The sequence below is a fragment of the Jannaschia seosinensis genome, from assembly GCF_001408515.1.
GTDB lineage: Bacteria > Pseudomonadota > Alphaproteobacteria > Rhodobacterales > Rhodobacteraceae > Jannaschia > Jannaschia seosinensis.
On record NZ_CYPR01000096.1, the window covers coordinates 1 to 19,882 of the forward strand.

Here is a 19,882-nt window from a genome sequence, read left to right on the forward strand (position 1 = left end):
CCGTGGCGCCGCGCCCAGTTCGACACGCTGCGGCTGCATCTCGTCAAGCTGGCCGCCACCATCGTCGANAAGAAGACCCGGATCATCGTGACCCTGCCGGCATCGTGTCCCCGAAAGGGACTTCTCCTCCTTCTCTTCGACGCCCTCGCCCCCCCGAAAACAGCCTGACGCAAGCGCCCCGACAAACCCAGAAACATCAACCCGTATCGCCCAAGACCCAAGTCACCGGCCGGCATGCCAACCGGACGCAAACACCGGGTGCGCGCAAGAAAACCGAGACCGGGGAAACCATCCCACGGAGCACAAGTCCGCAGCTTCATGAATTATGCGGGCTAAGATCTATTTCAAATTTGCCGCCTGCGCAAATTGCCAAGGCGGAGGCCGCTCTTGCCACCGCGCGGCGGCGCGCCGAGGCGGTGGTCGAGATCGACGCGGCTGGCGAAGAGCGAGCCTGCCCGAGTTGCGGCAGTGCGCATCGCTCTCGCTGGGGCACCACCCGCACCGGCGCACAGCGCTGGCGGTGCAGGGGCTGCGACAGCACCTGGAGCGGACGGACCGGCAGCCCGGTTGCCCGAGTGCATCGCCCAGGACTCTTCATCGAGGTGGCACGCAATATGCTCGATCCAAACGACACCCCGCTGTCGTGTCGCAAGCTCGCCCATCGGCTGGGCGTCTCTCGCGACACGATCTGGCGCTGGAGAATGATCATTCTCGAGCAGATAAAGGCAATCACCCCTGCCGTCTTGTCGGGCATCATCGAAACCGACGAGACACTCCAGCGAGAGAGCCGCAAGGGATCTCGTGAATGGGTCCGACATCTGCGCGACCCGCTCCACCACCCCAAGCCGCCGCGGCGGCGGTGGTATGAGTATCCCAAGCGGCGGCCGCCGCAGGTGATCGCCCGCGCCTGGTCTTGTCCGATCCTCGGTGTGGTGGATCGCTCCGGGAAGGCTACATTCCAGTATTTCAAGGACACCAAACAGCCGACGATCGAGGCTGTGCTCGTTCCACAGGTGGCGTCGGATGCCATGGTGCTGTTCGATGGTGCGCCCCAGTATGATGCTATCGCGGTAAAGCACGGGATCACCTACGAGGTGCTCATCAAGGGGCGGCGCGGGCGGCGCACGCCCAAGGCTCATCACCTCAACAGCGTCAATAACCTTCACTTCCAGTGGAAGGACTGGTTTCGCAAGATCTGGCGCGGTCCGGCTACGAAGAACCTCGATGGCTACACGCGATGGATGGCGGCGCGGCGCGGCACTGATCCCGTCGAGATATTCCGATTGATCATCGCGTGATCAGGAGAGCGCCAACACGATTTGCTGACATTCCCGATCTTGCCATGAAGGGCGCGGATCGTCGCGGGGAAAGGTGATCATCCGGGACGGAACAAGTAGCCAATCCGTGGACAATCCTGCGTTTCCGCACATACTGTCTCCCGGCTTAAGCCTTGTTTTAATCTGATTTTCCCGTTAACCATTGTGAATAGCAGCTGCTCCCGCCGCTAAGCGGCGCCGGGGCGCGTTCGATTTTGAACTGGAGAAATTTGCATGCTCAGAACATTCGTGTCCGCATTGGCGGGAGTTTTCCTCGCAGGAGCCGCCAGCGCTGCGACGGTCGATTATACCAACAGTCAGACCAATCCGGGCGGACCGGCGCTTTCCTGTCAGGTCGGCAGCGTCAATGGCATCTGGGACTTTCTGGGCACGAGCTGTTCAGTGGCCTACGGCAATGCGGGCCTCGGTGTGACGGCGACGTTCGATCCGCGGCCGACGCAGATCGACGGAACCCTGCTGGGCAGAGCCGAACGTCTCATTCTCGATTTCGGGCGGGACACGGTCTGGAACAGCATCACGTTCGGTCTCTGGGACCGCAACGACGATGTGCAACTGAGTTTCGCCGACGGCCCGTCCTTCATCTACGGACCGGGAACATCCGACAACACCATCAGCTTGGGCGGGATTGTTTCTCGCGCGCTGTCCATCACGGCATTCGGAGAATTCCCCCAGGACGGAATTTTGATCGGCAATGACGAGTTCACCGTCGCCTCGATCGATGTCGCACCGGTTCCGCTTCCGGCCGCGGGCTGGATGCTGATCGCCGGCCTTGGTGGTATCGCGACGATGCGGCGGCGCAAGCGGCAGGCCTGAACCGCCGGCCGAATATGCGATCTTTCTGAAGAGGCGGTCTCGATGGGCCGTCTTTTTCCGTTGGAGTAACTCATTCCGACAGCGACAAGCAAATTGACAGGCCCGGCGCGTTGGAAGGGAAAGTTCTCAAGAATCGGACGCGCGGGAAATTCTGGCGCATCTCCAATTCGTCCGTTCCGGCGCTGATCTACTCGGCGCCCACCAGATCCCGGTACAATTCGCGGATCCGTTCCGTCACCGGACCCATTGCGCCGTCGCCGATCTTCCGTCCGTCGATCTCGCTCACCGGCGTCTGGGCGCCGAACGTGCCCGTCAGGAAGGCTTCGTCGGCGCCGTAGGTCTCCACCAGCGAGAAATTCCGCTCGAAGACCGGGATGCCGTTCGCGCGGCACAGGTCGATGACCTTGGCCCGCGTGATCCCGTTCATGCAGTAATCGCCGGTCGAGGTCCAAACCTCGCCCTTGCGCACGATGAAGAAGTTGCAGGCATTCGTCGTGTTCACGAAGCCGTGGAGGTCGAGCATCAGCGCCTCGTCCGCGCCGGCCTTTTCGGCGGCGATGCAGGCGAGGATGCAGTTCAGCTTGGAGTGCGAGTTGAGTTTCGGATCCTGCGTCATCGGCAGGCCGCGCAGATGCGGCACCGTGGCCAGGCGCACCGGGCGGGGAAGCTTCGGGCGCGAATGCTCCATGATGATGACGATGGTGGGGCCGCGCGTCGACAGGCGGGGATGCTGGAACGGCAGGCGCTTCACGCCGCGCGTCACCATCAGGCGGGCATGGGCGTCGGTCTCCATCCCGTTGGCCTGCCGGGTCTCCTCAAGCGCGTCGGCGATCTCCGCCCGGTCGCGCCCGATATCGAGGTCGATGGCCTTGGCCGCCTCGAACAGCCGGTCGAGATGCTCGTCGAGAAACGACCAGCGCCCGTGATGCAGGCGCAGCCCCTCCCACACGCCGTCGCCCAGCATGAAGCCGCTGTCATAGACCGACACCGTCGCCTCGGCGCGGGGCTTGAGATGGCCGTCGACCCAGATGAGGATGTCGGCATTGCGCGCATCCTCCTCGGCCTCGTGGGTGCTGACATCGTTATCCATGGCGCGGATCGTGACGTCACGCGGCCGTGATTTGCAAGTGCGTCCGGGACGGAGACAATGACGTCAGGAGGATTTTGCCATGTCCATGCGTCACGAAATTCGGCTCGTCCTGCTCGCCGTCGCGATCATCGCGGGGCTCGCGCTTCAGGAAGCGGGCGGCGAGATCGCCGATTGCGACACCTGCACCGCTCCGGTCGAGGCCGTCTGAGGCGTCAGTAGCCCGCGAGGCTGATCCGGGCCTCGGTCACGATCATCCGCGCGATGATGATGCCGATGAAGAAGACCAGCGGCGCGAGGTCGAGGCCTCCTGTCTGCGGCAGAATGTTGCGGATCGGGCGGTAGGCCGGCTCCAGCAGGCGGTTCAGGCCGTCCCAGATCTGTCCGACGATCGGCTGGTGCAGGTTCAGCACGCCGAAATTGATCAGCCACGACATGATGACGTGCGCGATGGCGAAAAACCACGCGACGCTCAGCAGCAGATCGACGATGCGCAGGATCAGGTCCATGGAGCCCCCTTTTCGGTCCGGCCCGATCTAGGTGCGCGCGCGTCCCGCCGCAAGCCGCTTGGCTCGCGCGACGCGGGGTCCGTCTTGACGCGCCCGCGCGATCGGCCGAGGCGGAGGCATGTATCCCTTCGTCCGTCTTTTGTGGCAGATGTCGCGCGCCCGGCGTGCCGCCCCGCTCGGGGCCCGAGATCCGCATGTGTCGCATCACCTGTGCCTGCCGTGGGATCTCGACGGGTTCGGGGAACTCAACAACGGGCGGACCCTGACGCTCTACGATCTGGGGCGGTTCACGCTCGGGGCGCGGATCGGTCTGATCGCCGCGCTGCGCCGGCGGCGCTGGGGTCTGGCCGTCGCGGGGGTGAGCATCCGCTACCGCAGGCGGGTCACGGTCTTCCAGCGCATCGAGATGCACACGCGCATCGTCGGCTGGGACGCGCGCTTCTTCTACATCGTGCAGTCGATGTGGGTGAAGGGAACCTGCTGCTCCGAGGCGCTCCTGCGCACGGCGGTCGTCGCCCGCGGCAAGGCCGTGCCCTCGGGCGAGGTGGCCGCCGAGATGGGCCTTCCCCCCGAATCGCCCGCGATGCCCGGCTGGGTGACGGCGTGGATCGAGGCGGAGGGCACCCGCCCCTGGCCGCCCGAGCGCCCGCCAGAGGGTCCTGTTCCGTCCATGCTCTGACCCCGTCCGTCACGCGGATGTTGCGCGCGGGCGCCATCGCGCGCAGCGTGGTCGCGACACGGGGGGAACATGACCGACATCGCAACCTGCGCGCCCTCGACGGATAACGCGCTCCGCCGCCGCGTGTGGGGCTGGATGATGTTCGACTTTGCGTCGCAGCCCTACAACACGCTTCTTCTGACCTTCGTGTTCGGCCCCTACTTCGCGAGCGCAGTGATGGACGATCCGGTCGTGGCGCAATCGGCCTTCGGTTTCGCCATCGGGCTGGCGGGGCTGCTGATGGCGGTCAGTGCGCCGGTCCTCGGGGCGATGGCGGATGCGTCGGGGCGGCACCTGACGTGGATCCGGTTCTTTTCGGTGCTCTACGTGCTGGGCGCGGCGGCCCTGTGGTTCGCGGTGCCGGGGGCGGAGAGCGTCTGGCCGATCCTCCTGGCCTTCTGCGTCGGGCTGGTGGGGATGGAGTTCGCCACGATCTTCACCAACGCGATGCTGCCCACTTTGGGCCCGCCGCGCGAGATCGGGCGCATCTCGGGCTCGGGCTGGGCGCTCGGCTACGTGGGCGGCGTCCTGTCGCTGGCGATCGTGCTGACGCTCTTTGCCGAGAGCGCGGCGGGCGTGACGCTGATCGGGCTGGAGCCGATCCTTGGCCTCGACCCCGCCACGCGCGAGGGGACGCGCTTCGTCGGGCCGTTCACGGCGCTCTGGTACATCGTGTTCATGGTGCCGTTCTTCTTGTGGGTGAAGCCCGTGCGCCCGGTCGCGGCCACGGTCACGCCGGTCGCGGAGGCGCTTCGGCGGCTGGCGCGGACGATCCGGTCCCTCCCCGCCCGCCCGAGCTTCACCGCCTATCTGGGCGCCTCGATGCTCTACCGCGACGCGCTCAACGGGCTTTATACCTTCGGCGGCATCTACACGGCGGGCGTGCTGGGCTGGGGGGCGATCGACATCGGCATCTTCGGCATCGTCGCGGCGATCACGGGCGCGATCTTCGCGTGGATCGGCGGGCGGGCGGATCGGGCGCGGGGACCGAAGCCCGTGATCGTGACCTGCGTGATCGTGCTGACGGCCGTGTCGCTGGGGGCGGTGTCGGTGACGCCGGTCTCGGTCCTGACGATCCCGGTGGACGCGGGCTCGTCCCTGCCGACGGTGGCGTTCTACGTGATCGGGGCGGTGATCGGCGCGGCGGGCGGCGCGCTTCAGGCGTCGAGCCGCACGATGCTGGTGCGGCTGGTGGCGCCGTCCCACGTGACCGAGGGCTTCGGGCTCTACGCGCTGGCGGGCAAGGCCACGGCCTTCCTCGCGCCGATGGCGATCGGGTTCGTGACGCTGATCTCGGGCAGCCAGCGGATCGGCGTGCTCCCGGTCGTCGGGCTGTTCATCCTTGGATTGATCCTGCTAATGTGGGTTCGATCCGAGGGAGAACACGCATGATCCGATCGCTGGCCCTGCTCCTTGCGCTGCTGCTCGCCCCGCCGGCGCAGGCCCATCTCGCCAAGGACAGTTTCGGCGCCATGACCCGCGGTTCGGCAGAGCGATCCGAGCCGTTCGGCGGCTATTCGCGCGGCTGCGCGGCGGGCCTCGAACAGTTGCCCGAGACGGGGCCGAGCTGGCAGGCGATGCGGCTGTCGCGCAACCGCAACTGGGGCCACCCCGAACTTGTGGACATGGTGCGGGACCTCGGGACGCATATGGACCGGATCGGCTGGGGCGGCATCTATGTCGGCGACATGAGCCAGCCGCGCGGCGGGCCGATGACGTCCGGCCACCGGAGCCATCAGATCGGACTCGACGCCGATATCTGGCTCTATCCCGCGACCGACATGACGCTGTCGCCGCGCGCGCGGGAGAACATCTCCGCCGTCTCGATGCAGCGCGAAGGCGGAGCCTACGTCAACGACAGGTGGTCGCGCGGTCAGCATGAGCTGGTCAAGCGCGCCGCGCAGGATCCGCGTACCGCGCGCATCTTCATCTTTCCCGGCGCCAAGGTGCGGATGTGCCGTGACGAGACCGGCGACCGCTCGTGGCTGCGCAAGGTGCGGCCGTGGTGGGGGCACCATTATCACATGCATGTCCGCATCTCCTGTCCGCGCGGCGCGTCCGGCTGCGAGGATCAGGCCGCGCCGCCGCCGGGCGATGGCTGCGCCGAGGCGCAGGCCTGGGTGAACAACATCCTCAACCCGCCGCCGCCCGATCCGAACGCCGCCCCCGCCGCGCCGCGCCGGGATCTGCGCGTGGCCGACCTTCCGCAGCAATGCGCTCGCGTTCTCGCCGCGCCCTCGCGCTGATCCTCGCCCTCTTCGCGGCGCCCGCGACGGGCGCGGAACTCCTCGGCCGCCACGTCTGGTCGCCGGAGATCGCGGAGGCGGGCGGGTATTCGGCGCTGTGGCTCGGGCCGGACGGGGCCGAGATGGTGGTGCTGTCGGATCGCGGCGGCTGGGTGCGCGGCCGCCTCGAGCGCGGCCCGGACGGCGCGGTCGTGGACGTGCGGATTGCGGATCGGGGCATGCTGCAACGATCGACCGGCGGTCCTCTGCGGGGGCGGGAGAAGGACGCGGAATCGATCGCGCGGGTCGGCGACGCGTTCTTCGTCAGCTTCGAGGGGATGAGTCGGGTCATGCGCTACCCGACGATCAATGCGAAGCCCGAATGGATCCCCCAATACGAAAGCTTCGCGACCCTCCCCGACAATCGAGGGCTCGAAGCGCTGGCGGCGGATGCGGAGGGGCGGCTTTACGCGGTTCCGGAATGGCCGCCGGGCCGGCGCGAGACGTTCCCCGTCTTCCGTTTCGCCGACCGGCGCTGGTCGACGCCGTTCAACCTGTCCGTCGAGGACAGCTACATGGTGACGGGCGCCGATTTCGGTCCGGGCGGGCGGCTCTACGTGCTGGAGCGCAAGCTGACCATCAGCGGGTTCCGGAGCCGCGTCCGCAGTTTCGCGCCCGACGGCACGGATGCCCGGGTCGAGCTGGAGACCCGCGGCGGCGTGCACGACAACCTCGAAGGGATTGCGATCTGGCGGGACGCGGCGGGCCGTCTGCGCGCGACGATGGTGTCCGACGACAACCAGCTGCCGTGGCTTCAGACGACCGAATTCGTGGACTACGTCCTCGACTAGCCCGCGCCGCCGCGCGCATCAGGCCTCCACGCGGCCGGGGATCTCGTCGCGCCGGGTGCGCGGCAGCGGCCAGTCCTCCATCAGCGCCAGCGCCTCCTCCGCCGTCTCGACGAAGCGGAACAGCTCCAGGTCGTCATGCCCGATCGTGCCCGCGTCGCGCAGCGCTTCCCAATCGACGATGCGCCGCCAGAACTCTTCTCCGAACAGAAGGAACGGCACCCGCGCCATCCGACCCGTCTGGATCAGGGTCAGCGTCTCGAACAGCTCGTCGAGCGTGCCGAACCCCCCGGGAAACACGCAGATCGCCGCGGCGCGCATCAGGAAATGCATCTTGCGCACGGCGAAGTAGTGGAAGTTGAAGCTCAGCTCCGGCGAGACGAACTCGTTGGGCGCCTGCTCGTGCGGCAGCACGATGTTGAGGCCGATGGACCGCCCGCCCGCATCCGCCGCGCCGCGATTGCCCGCCTCCATCACGCCGGGGCCGCCGCCGGTGACGATGACGTTCTCGCGCCCGCCCGATTGCTCCAGGGACCGCTCGGTGACCAGCTGCGCGAAGCGGCGCGCCTCGTCATATTGCCGCGACAGGTGGCGGAGCGTCTCGGTGCGGGCCTCGTCCGCCCGCTCGGGCCGCATGATCCGCGCGCCGCCGAACAGCACGACCGTGGATTCCACCCCTGCCTCGTCCATCAGCATGCCGGTCTTGAGCAGCTCCAGCTGAAGCCGCACCGGGCGAAGCTCTTCCCGGCAGAGGAAATCGTCGTCGACGAAGGCAAGGCGATAGGCCGCCGACCGGGTCTGCGGCGTGTCGGGAACGGTGCTGGCCGTGCGGCGGTCCTCGCCGGAATGGCGAAGGGGGTGCTTCTTTGGCGTTTCGGTCATGGTTCTCTCGATTGCAGGCTGGGGGTGCATGTAGCAGGGTCGTCGCGGAGGTGCATCATGGATCGGACACGGATCGAGGCCGCGCGGGCGCGGATCGCGGATCATGCGCGGGTGACGCCGGTGACACGGCTCGATCTCGGCGGGTTCGACGTCGAGGTGAAGCTCGAGCAGCTGCAGCATACCGGCAGCTTCAAGGTCCGCGGGGCGTTCGAGACGCTGCTCTCCGGACCGGTGCCCGCGGCCGGGATCGTGGCGGCCTCGGGCGGCAATCACGGCGCGGCGGTCGGATATGCCGCCGCCGCGCTCGGCCATCCGGCGCATGTCTTCGTCCCCGAAGTGGCGGGCCCCGCCAAGATCGCCCTGATCGAGAGGTCGGGCGCCGCCTGTCACGTGGTGCCGGGGCTCTATGCCGACGCGCTGGACGCCGCGCGGGCGCATGAGGCGGAGACGGGCGCGATGCAGATCCACGCCTATGACGGTCCCGGCACCGTGGCGGGGCAGGGCACCTGCTTTGCCGAATGGGAGGAGCAGGGCCTCGACGCGGATACGGTGCTTGTCGCGGTCGGCGGCGGCGGTCTGATCGCCGGGGCGCTGGCGTGGTTCGGCGGGCGCCGCAGGGTGGTGGCGGTGGAGCCGGAGACCGCCTGCGCCCTGAATGCGGCGCTGGCGGCGGGCGCACCGGTCGATGTCGCGGTATCGGGCATCGCGGCCAACGCGCTGGGCGCGCGGCGGATCGGGTCGATCTGCTTCGACCTCGCGCGCGGGGCGGGCGCGGGGCTGGTCTCCGTCACGGTGCCCGACGCGGCGATTGCCGACGCGCGCGACCTTCTGTGGCGCGAGGCCCGGCAATGGGTGGAGCCGGCGGGGGCCTGCGCGCTCGCCGCGCTGATCTCGGGTGCCTACAGCCCCGCGCCGGGCGAGCGGGTCGCCGTCCTCGTCTGCGGCGCGAACCCGGAGCCCGATCCCGTCGCCGGCGCGTCCGCCTGACGCATGGCTCCGGCCGCCGCGATCAAAGGCGCGACAGGACCAGCCCGCCCGCCACCATCGCCAGCGCCAGGATCCGCGTGGGCGTGATCGGATGGACCGGCGCGGCGAAGGCGCCCACCGCATCGAGCACCAGCGCCGCCGCAAGCTGCCCCAGAAGCAGCGCCGAAATCGCCGTCAGCACGCCGATCGTCGGCACCGACCAGAGCATCGACCACACCACCAGCGCGCCGAGAAGCCCGCCGATCCAGTAGACCGGCGGCATCGACGTCGCCCGCGCCAGCGCCGGACCCTGTCCGGTGACGAAAGTCAGCGCCAGAAGCGCCGCGAAGCCCACCCCGAACGACAGGGCCGCCGCCGCGACGCCGCCGCCGATTCCCTTGCCCAGCGCGGCGTTGATCGGCGCCTGCAGGCCGAACCCGAGCCCCGAGACGAAGACGACGAGCACGGGGACGAGGAGGACGGGAAAGCTGGGCATGGCGGGGTCCGTGGCTGGCTGGCTCCGGATGGCTGACGCAAAGAATGCCTGCGGTCAATTCACCGGGATTGCCCGCGCGGCATCCGGTCTCTATCCGTGCCCCCCACCGATCCACCGCCCACCGGGAGGCCGTCCATGTCGAACCAACAGCTCGAAACCGCCATCGAGGCCGCCTGGGAGGCGCGCGACACGATCACGCCGCTGACCGGCGGCGAAACGCGCGAGGCGATCGAAGACACGCTCGCCGCGCTCGACGGCGGAACCCTGCGCGTGGCGGAGCGGGGCGCGGACGGCGTCTGGCACGTCAATCAATGGGCCAAGAAGGCGGTCCTGCTGGGCTTTCGCATCCGCGACATGGCGCTTCAGCCCGGTGGCCCGCAGGGCGGCGGCTGGTGGGACAAGGTCGATTCGAAATTCGCGGGCTGGGGTGAGGGGCAGTGGCGCGCGGCGGGATTCCGCGCGGTGCCCAACGCGGTGGTGCGCCGGTCGGCCTATATCGCGCCGGGCGTGGTGCTGATGCCGTCCTTCGTCAATCTGGGTGCCTATGTCGATACGGGCACGATGGTCGATACCTGGGCCACTGTCGGCTCCTGCGCGCAGATTGGAAAGAACGTGCACCTGTCCGGCGGCGTCGGCATCGGCGGCGTGCTGGAGCCGATGCAGGCCGGGCCGACGATCATCGAGGACAATTGCTTCATCGGCGCGCGTTCCGAAGTCGTCGAGGGCGTGATCGTGCGCGAAGGCTCCGTCCTCGGCATGGGCGTGTTCCTCGGGCAGTCGACCAAGATCGTCGACCGCGAGACCGGCAGCGTCACCTATGGCGAGGTGCCGCCCTATTCGGTGGTGGTGGCGGGGTCGATGCCATCCTCGGGCGGCGTGAACCTCTATTGCGCGGTGATCGTGAAGCGCGTGGACGCGAAGACCCGGTCCAAGACCGGCATCAACGAGCTTCTGCGCGACTGACCGCTCAGGGCTCCAGCCCGTCGCGAGCCAGCGCCTCCGCCTCCAGCCGGTCCATGTAGGCGAGGGCGGCCCGCCTGCGGCCCATCGACGTCCACATGGCCCGGCGCCACGCACGCCGGGCCGAGACCGGATCCCATTGCAGCCGCGCCTCCGCAAGCCAGCCGCGCAGCGCCTCTGGCAGGGCGTCGTATTCGGCCATCGTGCGGCGCCGCTCCGCCATCTGGCGCAGCGGGTTGACGTTGCGAGGGTCGGAGCGTCGGGTCATGGCGCGAAACGTGGGGTCTGGGGCGGCCGGGGTCAAACGCCTCCCGAGGAACTTGCGGCGCGGCGCATGTGTTGTTCCGCCGCACGTGCAACCACGGAGATATCGACATGAGCGGCATAGGCTGGATCGGCAGCATCATCCTCGGCGGGCTCGCCGGATGGATCGCCGAAAAGATCATGAAGGCGGATATGGGCCTTCTTCTGAACATCGTACTGGGCATCGTCGGCGCGCTGGTGGCGAACTGGATCCTTGTCACCGTCACGGGCTCCACGCTGGGCGGCTGGATCGGGCAACTTGTCGTCGCGGTGATCGGGGCGTGCCTGCTGATCTGGGTGGGGCGCCTCATCAAGGGGCGAAGCTGACCGCACGCGGATCGGTTTCACGTCATCGACAATTACGAAACGGGGCGGCCATCGGGCCGCCCTTCGCGCATGCGGCGGGCGGGCGATATTGACAACCGCCCGCCCCCGTCCGAGACCCGGGCCCATGTCCAAGCCCAAGCGCCCGCACCATGTCTACACCCTCCTCGTGGAGGTCGGGCGCCGCGCGGGCGACGGCCTGCCCGACGACGCGTCGGGTGCGGCGCTGATGTGCTATGCCAGCGGCGTGGACGAGGACGAGGCCGTGCGCGAGACGGTGGCCGTCCTCAAGACCGCCGACCTCTCGGTGCTGGAGGTGACGGGCTACGGCACTCTTCAGGAGCGTGAAGCCGAGGGGCACGACATCGACGCCGAGGAGCGGGCGCTGATGGACCGTGCTCTCGAGGAAAATTCGGTGATCGTGGCGCAGACGACCGTGTTCCGGGAGGAATGATGACCGATCCGGTGGACCTGACGGCGCGGCTCGTCCGCTGCCCCTCCGTGACGCCCGAGGAAGGCGGCGCGCTGGTCCTGCTGGAGGAGATGCTCTCCGGAGCCGGCTTCGCCTGCACACGCGTGGACCGCAACGGGGTGGCGAACCTCTTCGCGCGGTGGGGCGAGAAGGCCCATCCCCGCAGTCTCGGCTTCAACGGCCATACCGATGTCGTGCCCATAGGCGACCGCGATGCCTGGACGCACGACCCGTTCGGCGCGGTGATCGAGGATGGCTGGCTCTACGGGCGGGGCGCGACGGACATGAAATCCGGCGTCGCGGCTTTTGCCGCCGCCGCGGTGGATTTCGTGCGCGACACGCCGCCCGACGGGGCCGTGATCCTCGCCATCACCGGCGACGAGGAGGGCGACGCGATCGACGGAACGGCCGCGCTTCTCGACTGGATGGCCGAGGAGGGGGAGCGGATGGATGTCTGCCTCGTGGGAGAGCCGACCTCGCCGGACCACATGGGCCAGATGATGAAGATCGGGCGGCGCGGGTCGCTGACGGCGTGGTTCACGTTCCGCGGCCGGCAGGGACATTCGGCCTATCCCCATCTTGCCCTCAACCCGCTTCCGGCGATGGCGCGGCTGATGGACCGTCTCGCCTCGCACGAGCTGGACCGGGGGACGGAGCATTTCGACGCCTCCACCCTCGCCGTCGTGACGATGGATGTCGGCAACGCCACCACCAACGTGATCCCGGCCGCCGGGCGCGCGACGGTCAACATTCGGTTCAACGACGCCCATTCCGGCGCATCCCTGAGCGACTGGCTGCGGGCCGAGGCGCAGGCGATGGCGGAGGCGACCGGCGTCGGGATCGACATCCGGATCAAGGTCTCGGGCGAGAGCTTCCTGACCCCGCCGGGCCGGCTGTCGGATCTGGTCTCGCGCGCGGTGCAGGTCGAGACCAACCGCGTGCCCGAGATGTCGACCACGGGCGGCACCTCGGATGCGCGCTTCGTCAAGGACCATTGCCCGGTCGTGGAGTTCGGGCTGGTCGGTCACCGGATGCATGCGGTGGACGAACGGGTTCGCATCGAACAGATCGAGCAGCTCAAGGCGATCTATGCGCGGGTGCTGCGCGATTATTTCGGAGACGGCGCCGACTGACCTGCCGTTTCGGCCCGGCGGCGCTTCCCTCCCCACGCCCGTCATGGCAGCGTGCGGACGACCGCAACAGGAGCCGAACCATGTCCATCACCGACCGTCTCGCCGAGCTTGGCGTCACCCTGCCGGACGCGCCCGCGCCGGCCGCGAACTACGTCCCCTTCGTGCGGGCGGGCGGCCTGCTTTTCGTGTCGGGCCAGATCTCGACGGGGCCGGAGGGGCTGATCACCGGGCGGCTGGGCGACGGGATGGCGGTTGCGGACGGTGCGGCGGCGGCGCGGGCCTGCGCCATCTCGCTTCTGGCGCAGGTGAAGACCGCCTGCGACGGCGATATCGAGCGGCTGACGCGGGTCGTGAAGCTGACCGCCTTCGTCAATTGCACACCTGATTTCGGCGACCAGCCGAAGGTCGTCAACGGCGCCTCGGATTTCCTCGTGGAAGCTCTGGGCGAGGCGGGCCGGCACAGCCGCTCGGCCGTCGGCGCGTCCTTGCCTTTTGGTGTGGCGGTCGAGATCGAAGGCATCTTCGAAACCCGATGAGCCGCTTGCCCGCCGCCTTCCTCGCGCGGCCGATCGCGCATCGTGCGCTGCACGGGGCGGGTCGGCCGGAAAACTCGCTGGCCGCGATCCGCGCGGCGGTGGCGGCCGGTTACGGGGTGGAGATCGACGTCCAGCCCGCGTCGGACGGCGTCGCCATGGTGTTCCACGACGACACGCTGGAGCGTCTCACCGCCGCCGCCGGGCCGATCTCGGCGCGCCCGGCCGCGGAGCTGGGGCGGATGCCGTTGACGGGCGGGGCGGCAGGCATCCCGACGCTGGCCGAGGCGCTGGCGGCCATCGGGGGGCAGGTGCCCGTCCTGATCGAGGTGAAGGACCGGGACGGCGACATGGGGCCGCAGGTGGGGCCGCTTGAGGCCGCCGTGATCGCCGCGCTGGAGGGCTATGCCGGTGACGTAGCGGTCATGTCGTTCAACCCGCATTCGGTCGACGTTTTCCGCAGGGATGCGCCGGACCTGCCGCGCGGGCTCGTCACCTCGGCCTTTCGGGCGGAACATTGGCCGGAAATCAGCGACGCAACGCGCGGACGCCTCGCCGCGATCTCCGATTTTGACCGGCTGGAGGCGGATTTTATCAGCCATGAGGCCGCCGCCCTCGACATGGCGCCGGTCGCGGCGCTGAAGGCGCGGGGCGTGCCGGTGCTGTGCTGGACGGTGCGATCGGCGGCCGGGGCGGCGGCGGCGCGGCGCGTGGCGGACAACGTGACCTTCGAGGGCTACTTGCCGTGACCGCGCGCGGCCCCACCTGACGCGCATGACCGATACCACCGAAGACGCCCGCATCGAGATCACGCTCCTGCCGGATCTGTCCGGCATCGACGCCGCGGAATGGGATGCCTGCGCCTGTCCCGAGGCCGCGGATGGCGGTCCGCCCGCCGATCCGTTTACCACGCACCGGTTCCTGCGCGCGCTGGAGACCAGCGGCTCGGTCGGGGGGCGGTCCGGCTGGCAGCCGCAGCACATGGTCGCGCGGATCGGGGGCGAGGTCGTGGCCTGCGCGCCGCAATACGCCAAGTACCACAGTCAGGGCGAATACATCTTCGACCACAACTGGGCCCATGCCTGGGAACGGGCGGGCGGGGAATATTACCCCAAGCTGCAGATCGCGGTGCCTTTCACGCCGGCAACGGGGCGGCGGTTCCTGACGAAGCCGGGCTTCGAGGAGGTCGGGCGGCAGGCCTTGATCGCGGGCGCGGTGCAGGTGACGGAGCAGAACGAGCTGTCCTCCCTCCACGTGACCTTCTGCACCCGCGAGGAGCGGGATGCGGGCGCGGAGATGGGCCTGATGGCGCGGTCGAGCCAGCAATACCATTGGTTCAACGACGGCTATGGCAGCTTCGACGACTTCCTCGGCGCGCTGAGTTCGCGCAAGCGCAAGGCCATCCGCAAGGAGCGGGCGACGGCGCAGGGCTTCGGCGGCACGATCCGCGCCTATGCCGGCGACGATCTCCGCCCCGAACATTGGGATGCGTTCTGGCGGTTCTATCAGGATACGGGCCGGCGCAAATGGGGCAGCCCGTATCTCACGCGTGCTTTCTTCGACGAGGTGCAGGCGACGATGCGCGACGACGTGCTTCTGGTTCTGGCGGAGCGCGACGGCGAGGCGGTGGCGGGCGCGCTCAACTTCATCGGGCGCGACGTGCTCTATGGCCGCTACTGGGGCTGCACGGAACATCATCCGATGCTGCATTTCGAACTGTGCTACTATCAGGCGATCGACCACGCGATCGCGCGCGGCCAGACCCGTGTCGAGGCCGGCGCGCAGGGCGATCACAAGCTGGCGCGGGGCTACCTGCCGGTGACGTGCCACTCGCTGCACCACATTCCCGATCCGGGATTCCGGCGGGCGGTGGCGCAGTTTCTGGAGGCGGAGGCGGACGCGGTGGAGCAGGATATCGAAGTGCTGACGGCCTACGGGCCGTTCCGGAAATCGAACGTGGAGGAACAGGAATGAGCGCAGAGCACGACGTGCCCGAAGGCTGGACGCAGGAGGACGGCAAGATCCGGCGCCGGTTCAGCTTCGACGACTTCTCGCAGGCCTGGGGCTTCATGTCCCGCGTGGCGCTGCTGGCCGAGGCGGCGAACCACCATCCCGACTGGCGCAACGTCTGGAACAAGGTGGACATCACGCTGACGACCCATGATGCAGGGGGGCTTACGGACAAGGACACCGACCTTGCCCGCGCCATCGACAAGCTGACCTGAAAGACCGCGCTTCATGCAAGACTTCCTCGCCACCGAGCTCTACACCGGCATGACGCTGGCGGAGCTCATCTCGCTCGAATTCCTCGCCTCGATTCTCGGCAGCATCCTTGCCGCGATCTTCGTTCTCTTCGCGGGGTTCCTGATCGCCGCATGGGTGGGGCGCCGGATCAAGGGCTTGTCGGAGAAGCACGTCCGGCTCGACGACACGCTGTTCGATTTCCTCGCCAATCTCGCGCGCTACGCGATCATCGGTCTTTCGTTCCTGATCGTTCTGAATACGTTCGGCATCCAGACGACGTCGCTGGTCGCGATCATCGGTGCCGCCGGTCTTGCCATCGGTCTGGCGTTGCAGGGGACGTTGTCGAACGTGGCGGCGGGGGTGATGCTGATCTTCTTCCGGCCGATCAAGGTGGGCGATTTCGTGCAGATCAACAGCGAGCTGGGCACGGTGAAATCGATCAACCTGAACTTTACCGAACTGGCCAGCATCGGCAACGTCCAGATCATCATCCCGAATTCGCAGGTCTGGGGGAACACGATCAACAACTACTCCGGCTACGACACGCGGCAGGCGGAATGGGTCTTCGGCGTCAGCTACGACGCGGACCTTGCGTTGGTGGAGAAGGTGATTCGCGACACGATCACCTCCGATCCGCGTTTCCTCGCCGATAGCGAGCCGACGGTGAAGGTGGATGCGCTCAACGCGTCCAGCGTCGATTTCCTGGTGCGCGCCTGGGTGCCGCGGCCGGAATTCTTCGGCTACTGGAAGGACATGAACCGCGAGGTGAAGATCGCGCTCGACGCCGCGGGCGTGGAGATCCCGTTCCCGCAGCGGACGGTGCATCTGGTCCGCGAGGATTGAGGTTGCGGCAATTACCCATGGGTAATTGCCGCAAGAATATGCTTTAAAAAGGAAAAATTTTCGGGTCGCCGGTCCTCAGGCGTCCGAGGCCCGCCGGAGCATCCCGAACAGATCGCGGGGATCGTCGGGATCGGCGACCATGTCGAGATCGGTATAAAACCCCGTCTCGAGCGCGGCTTCATGGATGTGGCGCAGCGCGCTGAAATCCTCGGTGGCGAAGCCCACGCTGTCGAACAGGGTGATCTGGTCGCGCCCGGTCCGGCCCGGCACGTCGCCGCGAAAGACGCGCCAGAGTTCGGTCACCGGATGATCGGGATCGAGTTGCTGGATCTCGCCTTCGATCCACGTCTGCGGCGGATATTCCACGAAGATGTCCGACCGCATCAGGATGTCGCGATGCAATTCGGTCTTGCCCGGGCTGTCGCCGCCGATCGCGTTCACATGCACGCCCGCACCGACCATGTTGTCGGTCAGGATCGTGGCATAGCGCTTGTCCGCGGTGCAGGTGGTGACGATCTGCGCGCCGGTGATGGCCTCTTCGGCCGAGGAACACGACACGACGCGCAGGCCCGTTCCCGCGAGGTTGCGGGCGGCCTTTTCGGTGGCCTTGCGGTCGACGTCGTAGAGGCGGACCTCCTCGATGCCCAGAACGTGGTGAAAGCCCAGGGACTGGAATTCGCATTGGGCGCCGTTGCCGATGACGGCCATGACCCGCGCGTCCTTCGGCGCGAGATGGCGGGCGGCGGCGACCGACATGGCCGCCGTGCGCAGGGCCGTCAGGACCGTCATTTCGGAGATCAGGACCGGATAGCCGTTATCGACCCGCGCCAGCACGCCGAAGGCGGTGACCGTCTGAAAGCCGCGCGCCATGTTCGCCGGGTGGCCGTTGACGTATTTGAAGCCGTAGAATTCGCCGTCGGAGGTGGGCATCAGCTCGATCACGCCGTCGTCGGAATGGGAGGGGATCCGGGCCGTCTTGTCGAAATCGGGCCAGCGGCGGAAATCCGTCTCGATCCGGTCGGCGATGGCCGCGATCGTCTCGGGGATGCCGGCGGCGTTGACGATCCGCATCATGTCGGCGACCGAGATGAACGGCACGAGCGCGAGGCGGGAGGGGGACAGGTCGGTCATAGGATCAGCTCCGGTTGGGGCGGTCGAGGACGGATTTGCCGAAGAGCGAGGCCACGAAATCCACCATCAGGAGCGCCGTGCGCCCCCGCTCGTCGAGGAAGGGGTTCAGCTCGGCGAGGTCGAGCGAGGTGACGCGGCCGCTGTCATGTAGCCATTCCATCACCAGATGCGCTTCGCGGAAGGTCGCCCCGCCGGGGACGGTGGTGCCGACGGCGGGCGCGATGGCGGGGTCGAGGAAGTCGACGTCGAAGCTGACATGGAGATGGCCGTCCGCGGCCTCCACCCGGTCGAGAAAGGCGCGCAGAGGCGTGGCGAGGCCATGCTCGTCGATGGCGCGCATGTCGGTCACGTCGATCGGGCTCGCCGCCAGCGCGGCTTTTTCGTACGGATCGACGGAGCGCAGGCCGATCATGCAGATATTGGCCGGATCGACGGCGGCGGGCAGGTCGGGAAATTGCGGGGCGAAATCGGACCGCCCGGTGAAATAGGCGACCGGCGTGCCGTGCAGATTGCCCGATTCGGTGCTGACAAAATCGTGGATGTCGGGGTGGGCGTCGAGCCACAGCACGAAGAGCGGCTTGCCCGCCGCCTCGGCGCGCGCGGCCATTGCCGGAACGGTGCCCGCGGCCATCAGGTGATCGCCGCCCATGAAGATCGGCGTGGCGTCGGCGGCGACGCGGTTCCCCGCCTCCTGCAGCGCCCGGACCCAGCCCGCGCAGAGGTCGAGGTCGCGGATCGCGGGGTTGTCGGTCGGCTTCACTTCGGCGGCGATGGGGGCGACATCGCCGGCATCGGTGACGTCGTGGCCCAGTTCCCGCAAGGCGCGGGCCAGCCCGGCGGTGCGCAACGCATCCGGCCCCATCAGGCAGCCGCGGCGCCATGCGCCGGTTTCGACGGGTGCGCCGATCAAGGTGATGTCTCGGGTCATCGGGGTCTCCGGCTTGTCGGTTCGGGGTAATTTCGGGTGCTGGACCGGCAGGTGGAAGGCGGATTATTGTCCAAAGCGGGCGAAGTATCGTCCGGATTGGTCATGCAGGGTGCGCAGAATGGACGATCTCGATCACCGCCTTCTCGCCGCGCTCGCCAAGGACGGGCGGGCCAGCGTGTCGGCGCTGGCCGCCTTGCTGGGGGTGACGCGGGCAACGGTGCGGGCGCGGATGGACCGGCTTGTGCAGGCGGGCGAGATCCTGGGCTTTCGCGCCGTGCTCAAGGGCGACGTGGCCGACCGGCCGGTGCGCGGCATCGTCCTGATCGAGATCGAAGGGATGGGCGCGGCGCGGGTGTCGCGCATGCTGGGCGCGATGCCGGAGGTGGAGGCGGTGCATTCCACCCATGGCCGCTGGGATCTCGTGGCCGAGCTTGGCGCCGAAACACTTGAGGCGCTCGACGCCGTGCTCAACCGGATCCGCCGGATCGACGGCGTGTCGCGCAGCGAGACGAGCCTCTATCTCTCGACCCGCCGCGCCTGAGGGACGGGCGCGAAGCCCGACCCGCCCGGGCGTCAGAGTTCCGCCAGAAGCGCCTCGCCACCGGATGCCTCGCACACGCCCGGACCTTCCTCGACATGCAGGGTGCGGACCACGCCGTCCTCGACGATCGCGGCATAGCGGCGCGAGCGGTTGATCAGGCCCGCCGGCGGATGGGAGAATTCCATCCCCATGGCGCGGGTGAACGTCGCCTCCGGATCGGACAGCATCACGAGCCCCGCATCGTCCGCGCCGGTCTGCGCGGCCCAGGCCTTCATCACGAACGGGTCGTTGACCGCGACGCAGATGATCGTGTCGACGCCCTTGGCGGCGAATTCGTCCTTGGTGCGGATGAAGCTGGGCAGATGGGCGGTCGTGCAGGTGCCGGTGAAGGCGCCGGGCAAGGCGAAGAGCGCCACGGTCTTGCCCGCGACGATCTCCGATAGCGCGACGGGTTCGGGCCCCTCGGCGCCATCGCGCAGGAGCGTGGCGTCGGGCAGCCTGTCGCCGGTTGAGATGGTCATGTGCGGAACTCCTCGGGTTTGCGGATCGTCGGGCGGGGATATAGCGTCCCGGCTGATGTCCGGCCATA

At 68.2% G+C, this 19,882-nt stretch carries 27 protein-coding genes; 19 read left to right on the forward strand and 8 right to left on the reverse strand.

The annotated features are described in order from the left end of the window. From JSE7799_RS20425 to JSE7799_RS07530, 3 genes are all read left to right on the forward strand, one after another. Positions 1 to 168: transposase (locus JSE7799_RS20425; protein WP_186201869.1), on the forward strand; the 168-nt coding region annotated here is incomplete at its 5' end. Positions 169 to 416: 248 nt separating this feature from the next. Then, positions 417 to 1,298, forward strand: a complete 882-nt coding sequence (locus JSE7799_RS07525) for an IS1595 family transposase (protein WP_144431611.1) — start codon at positions 417 to 419, stop codon at positions 1,296 to 1,298. 267 nt (positions 1,299 to 1,565) lie between these two features. Continuing rightward, positions 1,566 to 2,150 carry a VPLPA-CTERM sorting domain-containing protein gene (locus JSE7799_RS07530; RefSeq protein WP_245624832.1) on the forward strand — a complete coding sequence of 195 codons (585 nt, stop codon included), beginning with the start codon at positions 1,566 to 1,568 and terminating at the stop codon, positions 2,148 to 2,150. A 187-nt stretch (positions 2,151 to 2,337) separates the two neighbouring features. Here the strand turns inward: JSE7799_RS07530 and JSE7799_RS07535 are convergent, their stop codons facing one another. After that, positions 2,338 to 3,240 (reverse strand): D-amino acid aminotransferase, encoded by a 903-nt coding sequence (locus JSE7799_RS07535; RefSeq protein ID WP_055663053.1) that lies wholly within the window; start codon positions 3,238 to 3,240, stop codon positions 2,338 to 2,340. A gap of 79 nt (positions 3,241 to 3,319) precedes the next feature. Between JSE7799_RS07535 and JSE7799_RS22005 the strand changes: the two genes are divergently transcribed. Beyond that, entirely contained in the window at positions 3,320 to 3,448 is a 129-nt protein-coding gene (locus JSE7799_RS22005) for a hypothetical protein (protein ID WP_275934891.1), read from the forward strand. A 4-nt stretch (positions 3,449 to 3,452) separates the two neighbouring features. On the opposite strand, the gene JSE7799_RS07540 is transcribed toward JSE7799_RS22005, so the two are convergent. Further along, entirely contained in the window at positions 3,453 to 3,746 is a 294-nt protein-coding gene (locus JSE7799_RS07540; protein ID WP_055663054.1) for a YggT family protein, read from the reverse strand. 118 nt (positions 3,747 to 3,864) lie between these two features. Here JSE7799_RS07540 and JSE7799_RS07545 point away from each other — a divergent pair, with 118 nt between their 5' ends. From JSE7799_RS07545 to JSE7799_RS07560, 4 genes are all read left to right on the forward strand, one after another. Further along, the gene (locus JSE7799_RS07545) at positions 3,865 to 4,425 is read left to right on the forward strand and encodes an acyl-CoA thioesterase (protein WP_055663055.1); all 561 of its coding nucleotides are present in this window, start codon (positions 3,865 to 3,867) and stop codon (positions 4,423 to 4,425) included. 69 nt (positions 4,426 to 4,494) lie between these two features. Continuing rightward, entirely contained in the window at positions 4,495 to 5,856 is a 1,362-nt protein-coding gene (locus JSE7799_RS07550; RefSeq protein WP_055663056.1) for an MFS transporter, read from the forward strand. Further along, entirely contained in the window at positions 5,853 to 6,710 is an 858-nt protein-coding gene (gene mepA / locus JSE7799_RS07555; protein WP_055663057.1) for a penicillin-insensitive murein endopeptidase, read from the forward strand. The genes JSE7799_RS07550 and mepA overlap by 4 nt, the downstream gene beginning before the upstream one ends. After that, a complete protein-coding gene (locus JSE7799_RS07560; protein ID WP_055663058.1) occupies positions 6,677 to 7,540 on the forward strand; it encodes an esterase-like activity of phytase family protein in 864 nt (287 codons plus the stop codon). Before mepA ends, JSE7799_RS07560 begins: the two co-directional genes overlap by 34 nt. An 18-nt stretch (positions 7,541 to 7,558) precedes the next feature. Here JSE7799_RS07560 and JSE7799_RS07565 read toward each other — a convergent pair whose 3' ends face one another. Further along, positions 7,559 to 8,419 carry an LOG family protein gene (locus JSE7799_RS07565; protein WP_083480355.1) on the reverse strand — a complete coding sequence of 287 codons (861 nt, stop codon included), beginning with the start codon at positions 8,417 to 8,419 and terminating at the stop codon, positions 7,559 to 7,561. Positions 8,420 to 8,476: 57 nt separating this feature from the next. Here JSE7799_RS07565 and JSE7799_RS07570 point away from each other — a divergent pair, with 57 nt between their 5' ends. Beyond that, entirely contained in the window at positions 8,477 to 9,406 is a 930-nt protein-coding gene (locus tag JSE7799_RS07570) for a serine/threonine dehydratase (RefSeq protein ID WP_055663060.1), read from the forward strand. Between the two features lie 22 nt (positions 9,407 to 9,428). Here JSE7799_RS07570 and JSE7799_RS07575 read toward each other — a convergent pair whose 3' ends face one another. Further along, positions 9,429 to 9,881 (reverse strand): DMT family transporter, encoded by a 453-nt coding sequence (locus tag JSE7799_RS07575; protein WP_055663061.1) that lies wholly within the window; start codon positions 9,879 to 9,881, stop codon positions 9,429 to 9,431. 135 nt (positions 9,882 to 10,016) lie between these two features. Between JSE7799_RS07575 and dapD the strand changes: the two genes are divergently transcribed. Beyond that, the gene (gene dapD, locus JSE7799_RS07580; RefSeq protein WP_055663062.1) at positions 10,017 to 10,844 is read left to right on the forward strand and encodes a 2,3,4,5-tetrahydropyridine-2,6-dicarboxylate N-succinyltransferase; all 828 of its coding nucleotides are present in this window, start codon (positions 10,017 to 10,019) and stop codon (positions 10,842 to 10,844) included. A gap of 4 nt (positions 10,845 to 10,848) precedes the next feature. Here the strand turns inward: dapD and JSE7799_RS07585 are convergent, their stop codons facing one another. Then, positions 10,849 to 11,109 carry a DUF6525 family protein gene (locus JSE7799_RS07585; protein WP_055663063.1) on the reverse strand — a complete coding sequence of 87 codons (261 nt, stop codon included), beginning with the start codon at positions 11,107 to 11,109 and terminating at the stop codon, positions 10,849 to 10,851. Positions 11,110 to 11,216: 107 nt separating this feature from the next. Here JSE7799_RS07585 and JSE7799_RS07590 point away from each other — a divergent pair, with 107 nt between their 5' ends. The 8 genes from JSE7799_RS07590 (at position 11,217) to JSE7799_RS07625 (ending at position 16,693) form a co-directional block, all read left to right on the forward strand. After that, the gene (locus JSE7799_RS07590) at positions 11,217 to 11,471 is read left to right on the forward strand and encodes a GlsB/YeaQ/YmgE family stress response membrane protein (protein WP_055663064.1); all 255 of its coding nucleotides are present in this window, start codon (positions 11,217 to 11,219) and stop codon (positions 11,469 to 11,471) included. A 124-nt stretch (positions 11,472 to 11,595) separates the two neighbouring features. Beyond that, entirely contained in the window at positions 11,596 to 11,922 is a 327-nt protein-coding gene (locus tag JSE7799_RS07595) for a DUF8846 family protein (protein ID WP_055663065.1), read from the forward strand. Then, the gene (gene dapE, locus JSE7799_RS07600) at positions 11,922 to 13,073 is read left to right on the forward strand and encodes a succinyl-diaminopimelate desuccinylase (RefSeq protein ID WP_055663066.1); all 1,152 of its coding nucleotides are present in this window, start codon (positions 11,922 to 11,924) and stop codon (positions 13,071 to 13,073) included. Before JSE7799_RS07595 ends, dapE begins: the two co-directional genes overlap by 1 nt. A gap of 80 nt (positions 13,074 to 13,153) precedes the next feature. Further along, on the forward strand, positions 13,154 to 13,609 hold the full coding sequence (locus JSE7799_RS07605) for a RidA family protein (protein ID WP_055663067.1): 456 nt from the start codon (positions 13,154 to 13,156) through the stop codon (positions 13,607 to 13,609). Beyond that, the gene (locus tag JSE7799_RS07610; protein ID WP_055663068.1) at positions 13,606 to 14,355 is read left to right on the forward strand and encodes a glycerophosphodiester phosphodiesterase family protein; all 750 of its coding nucleotides are present in this window, start codon (positions 13,606 to 13,608) and stop codon (positions 14,353 to 14,355) included. The genes JSE7799_RS07605 and JSE7799_RS07610 overlap by 4 nt, the downstream gene beginning before the upstream one ends. A 25-nt stretch (positions 14,356 to 14,380) precedes the next feature. Beyond that, positions 14,381 to 15,580 (forward strand): GNAT family N-acetyltransferase, encoded by a 1,200-nt coding sequence (locus JSE7799_RS07615; RefSeq protein WP_055663069.1) that lies wholly within the window; start codon positions 14,381 to 14,383, stop codon positions 15,578 to 15,580. Further along, complete coding sequence (locus tag JSE7799_RS07620) at positions 15,577 to 15,831, forward strand: 4a-hydroxytetrahydrobiopterin dehydratase (RefSeq protein WP_055663070.1); 255 nt, start codon at positions 15,577 to 15,579, stop codon at positions 15,829 to 15,831. Before JSE7799_RS07615 ends, JSE7799_RS07620 begins: the two co-directional genes overlap by 4 nt. 13 nt (positions 15,832 to 15,844) lie before the next feature. Further along, the gene (locus JSE7799_RS07625) at positions 15,845 to 16,693 is read left to right on the forward strand and encodes a mechanosensitive ion channel family protein (protein ID WP_055663071.1); all 849 of its coding nucleotides are present in this window, start codon (positions 15,845 to 15,847) and stop codon (positions 16,691 to 16,693) included. Between the two features lie 75 nt (positions 16,694 to 16,768). Here the strand turns inward: JSE7799_RS07625 and ocd are convergent, their stop codons facing one another. Both ocd and rocF read right to left on the reverse strand, forming a co-directional pair. Continuing rightward, the gene (gene ocd / locus JSE7799_RS07630) at positions 16,769 to 17,824 is read right to left on the reverse strand and encodes an ornithine cyclodeaminase (RefSeq protein ID WP_055663072.1); all 1,056 of its coding nucleotides are present in this window, start codon (positions 17,822 to 17,824) and stop codon (positions 16,769 to 16,771) included. 4 nt (positions 17,825 to 17,828) lie between these two features. Continuing rightward, positions 17,829 to 18,752, reverse strand: coding sequence for an arginase (gene rocF, locus JSE7799_RS07635; RefSeq protein ID WP_055663073.1), 924 nt, complete (start codon positions 18,750 to 18,752; stop codon positions 17,829 to 17,831). Between the two features lie 118 nt (positions 18,753 to 18,870). Between rocF and JSE7799_RS07640 the strand changes: the two genes are divergently transcribed. Beyond that, positions 18,871 to 19,293 (forward strand): Lrp/AsnC family transcriptional regulator, encoded by a 423-nt coding sequence (locus tag JSE7799_RS07640; RefSeq protein ID WP_055663074.1) that lies wholly within the window; start codon positions 18,871 to 18,873, stop codon positions 19,291 to 19,293. Positions 19,294 to 19,325: 32 nt separating this feature from the next. Here the strand turns inward: JSE7799_RS07640 and JSE7799_RS07645 are convergent, their stop codons facing one another. Further along, the gene (locus JSE7799_RS07645) at positions 19,326 to 19,814 is read right to left on the reverse strand and encodes a peroxiredoxin (protein WP_055663075.1); all 489 of its coding nucleotides are present in this window, start codon (positions 19,812 to 19,814) and stop codon (positions 19,326 to 19,328) included. Positions 19,815 to 19,882: the final 68 nt, after the last annotated feature.

Coding starts and splice junctions, on each gene's coding strand:
- JSE7799_RS07575 (WP_055663061.1), bottom strand. CDS start 9,881: ATGCCCAGCTTTCCCGTCCTCCTCGTCCCCGTGCTCGTCGTCTTCGTC.
- JSE7799_RS07590 (WP_055663064.1), top strand. CDS start 11,217: ATGAGCGGCATAGGCTGGATCGGCAGCATCATCCTCGGCGGGCTCGCC.
- mepA (WP_055663057.1), top strand. CDS start 5,853: ATGATCCGATCGCTGGCCCTGCTCCTTGCGCTGCTGCTCGCCCCGCCG.
- JSE7799_RS07540 (WP_055663054.1), bottom strand. CDS start 3,746: ATGGACCTGATCCTGCGCATCGTCGATCTGCTGCTGAGCGTCGCGTGG.
- JSE7799_RS07595 (WP_055663065.1), top strand. CDS start 11,596: ATGTCCAAGCCCAAGCGCCCGCACCATGTCTACACCCTCCTCGTGGAG.
- JSE7799_RS07550 (WP_055663056.1), top strand. CDS start 4,495: ATGACCGACATCGCAACCTGCGCGCCCTCGACGGATAACGCGCTCCGC.
- JSE7799_RS07570 (WP_055663060.1), top strand. CDS start 8,477: ATGGATCGGACACGGATCGAGGCCGCGCGGGCGCGGATCGCGGATCAT.
- JSE7799_RS07640 (WP_055663074.1), top strand. CDS start 18,871: ATGGACGATCTCGATCACCGCCTTCTCGCCGCGCTCGCCAAGGACGGG.
- JSE7799_RS07605 (WP_055663067.1), top strand. CDS start 13,154: ATGTCCATCACCGACCGTCTCGCCGAGCTTGGCGTCACCCTGCCGGAC.
- JSE7799_RS07545 (WP_055663055.1), top strand. CDS start 3,865: ATGTATCCCTTCGTCCGTCTTTTGTGGCAGATGTCGCGCGCCCGGCGT.
- JSE7799_RS22005 (WP_275934891.1), top strand. CDS start 3,320: ATGTCCATGCGTCACGAAATTCGGCTCGTCCTGCTCGCCGTCGCGATC.
- JSE7799_RS07535 (WP_055663053.1), bottom strand. CDS start 3,240: ATGGATAACGATGTCAGCACCCACGAGGCCGAGGAGGATGCGCGCAAT.
- dapD (WP_055663062.1), top strand. CDS start 10,017: ATGTCGAACCAACAGCTCGAAACCGCCATCGAGGCCGCCTGGGAGGCG.
- JSE7799_RS07610 (WP_055663068.1), top strand. CDS start 13,606: ATGAGCCGCTTGCCCGCCGCCTTCCTCGCGCGGCCGATCGCGCATCGT.
- JSE7799_RS07645 (WP_055663075.1), bottom strand. CDS start 19,814: ATGACCATCTCAACCGGCGACAGGCTGCCCGACGCCACGCTCCTGCGC.
- dapE (WP_055663066.1), top strand. CDS start 11,922: ATGACCGATCCGGTGGACCTGACGGCGCGGCTCGTCCGCTGCCCCTCC.
- JSE7799_RS07585 (WP_055663063.1), bottom strand. CDS start 11,109: ATGACCCGACGCTCCGACCCTCGCAACGTCAACCCGCTGCGCCAGATG.
- rocF (WP_055663073.1), bottom strand. CDS start 18,752: ATGACCCGAGACATCACCTTGATCGGCGCACCCGTCGAAACCGGCGCA.
- JSE7799_RS07620 (WP_055663070.1), top strand. CDS start 15,577: ATGAGCGCAGAGCACGACGTGCCCGAAGGCTGGACGCAGGAGGACGGC.
- JSE7799_RS07625 (WP_055663071.1), top strand. CDS start 15,845: ATGCAAGACTTCCTCGCCACCGAGCTCTACACCGGCATGACGCTGGCG.
- JSE7799_RS07560 (WP_055663058.1), top strand. CDS start 6,677: ATGCGCTCGCGTTCTCGCCGCGCCCTCGCGCTGATCCTCGCCCTCTTC.
- JSE7799_RS07615 (WP_055663069.1), top strand. CDS start 14,381: ATGACCGATACCACCGAAGACGCCCGCATCGAGATCACGCTCCTGCCG.
- JSE7799_RS07565 (WP_083480355.1), bottom strand. CDS start 8,419: ATGACCGAAACGCCAAAGAAGCACCCCCTTCGCCATTCCGGCGAGGAC.
- ocd (WP_055663072.1), bottom strand. CDS start 17,824: ATGACCGACCTGTCCCCCTCCCGCCTCGCGCTCGTGCCGTTCATCTCG.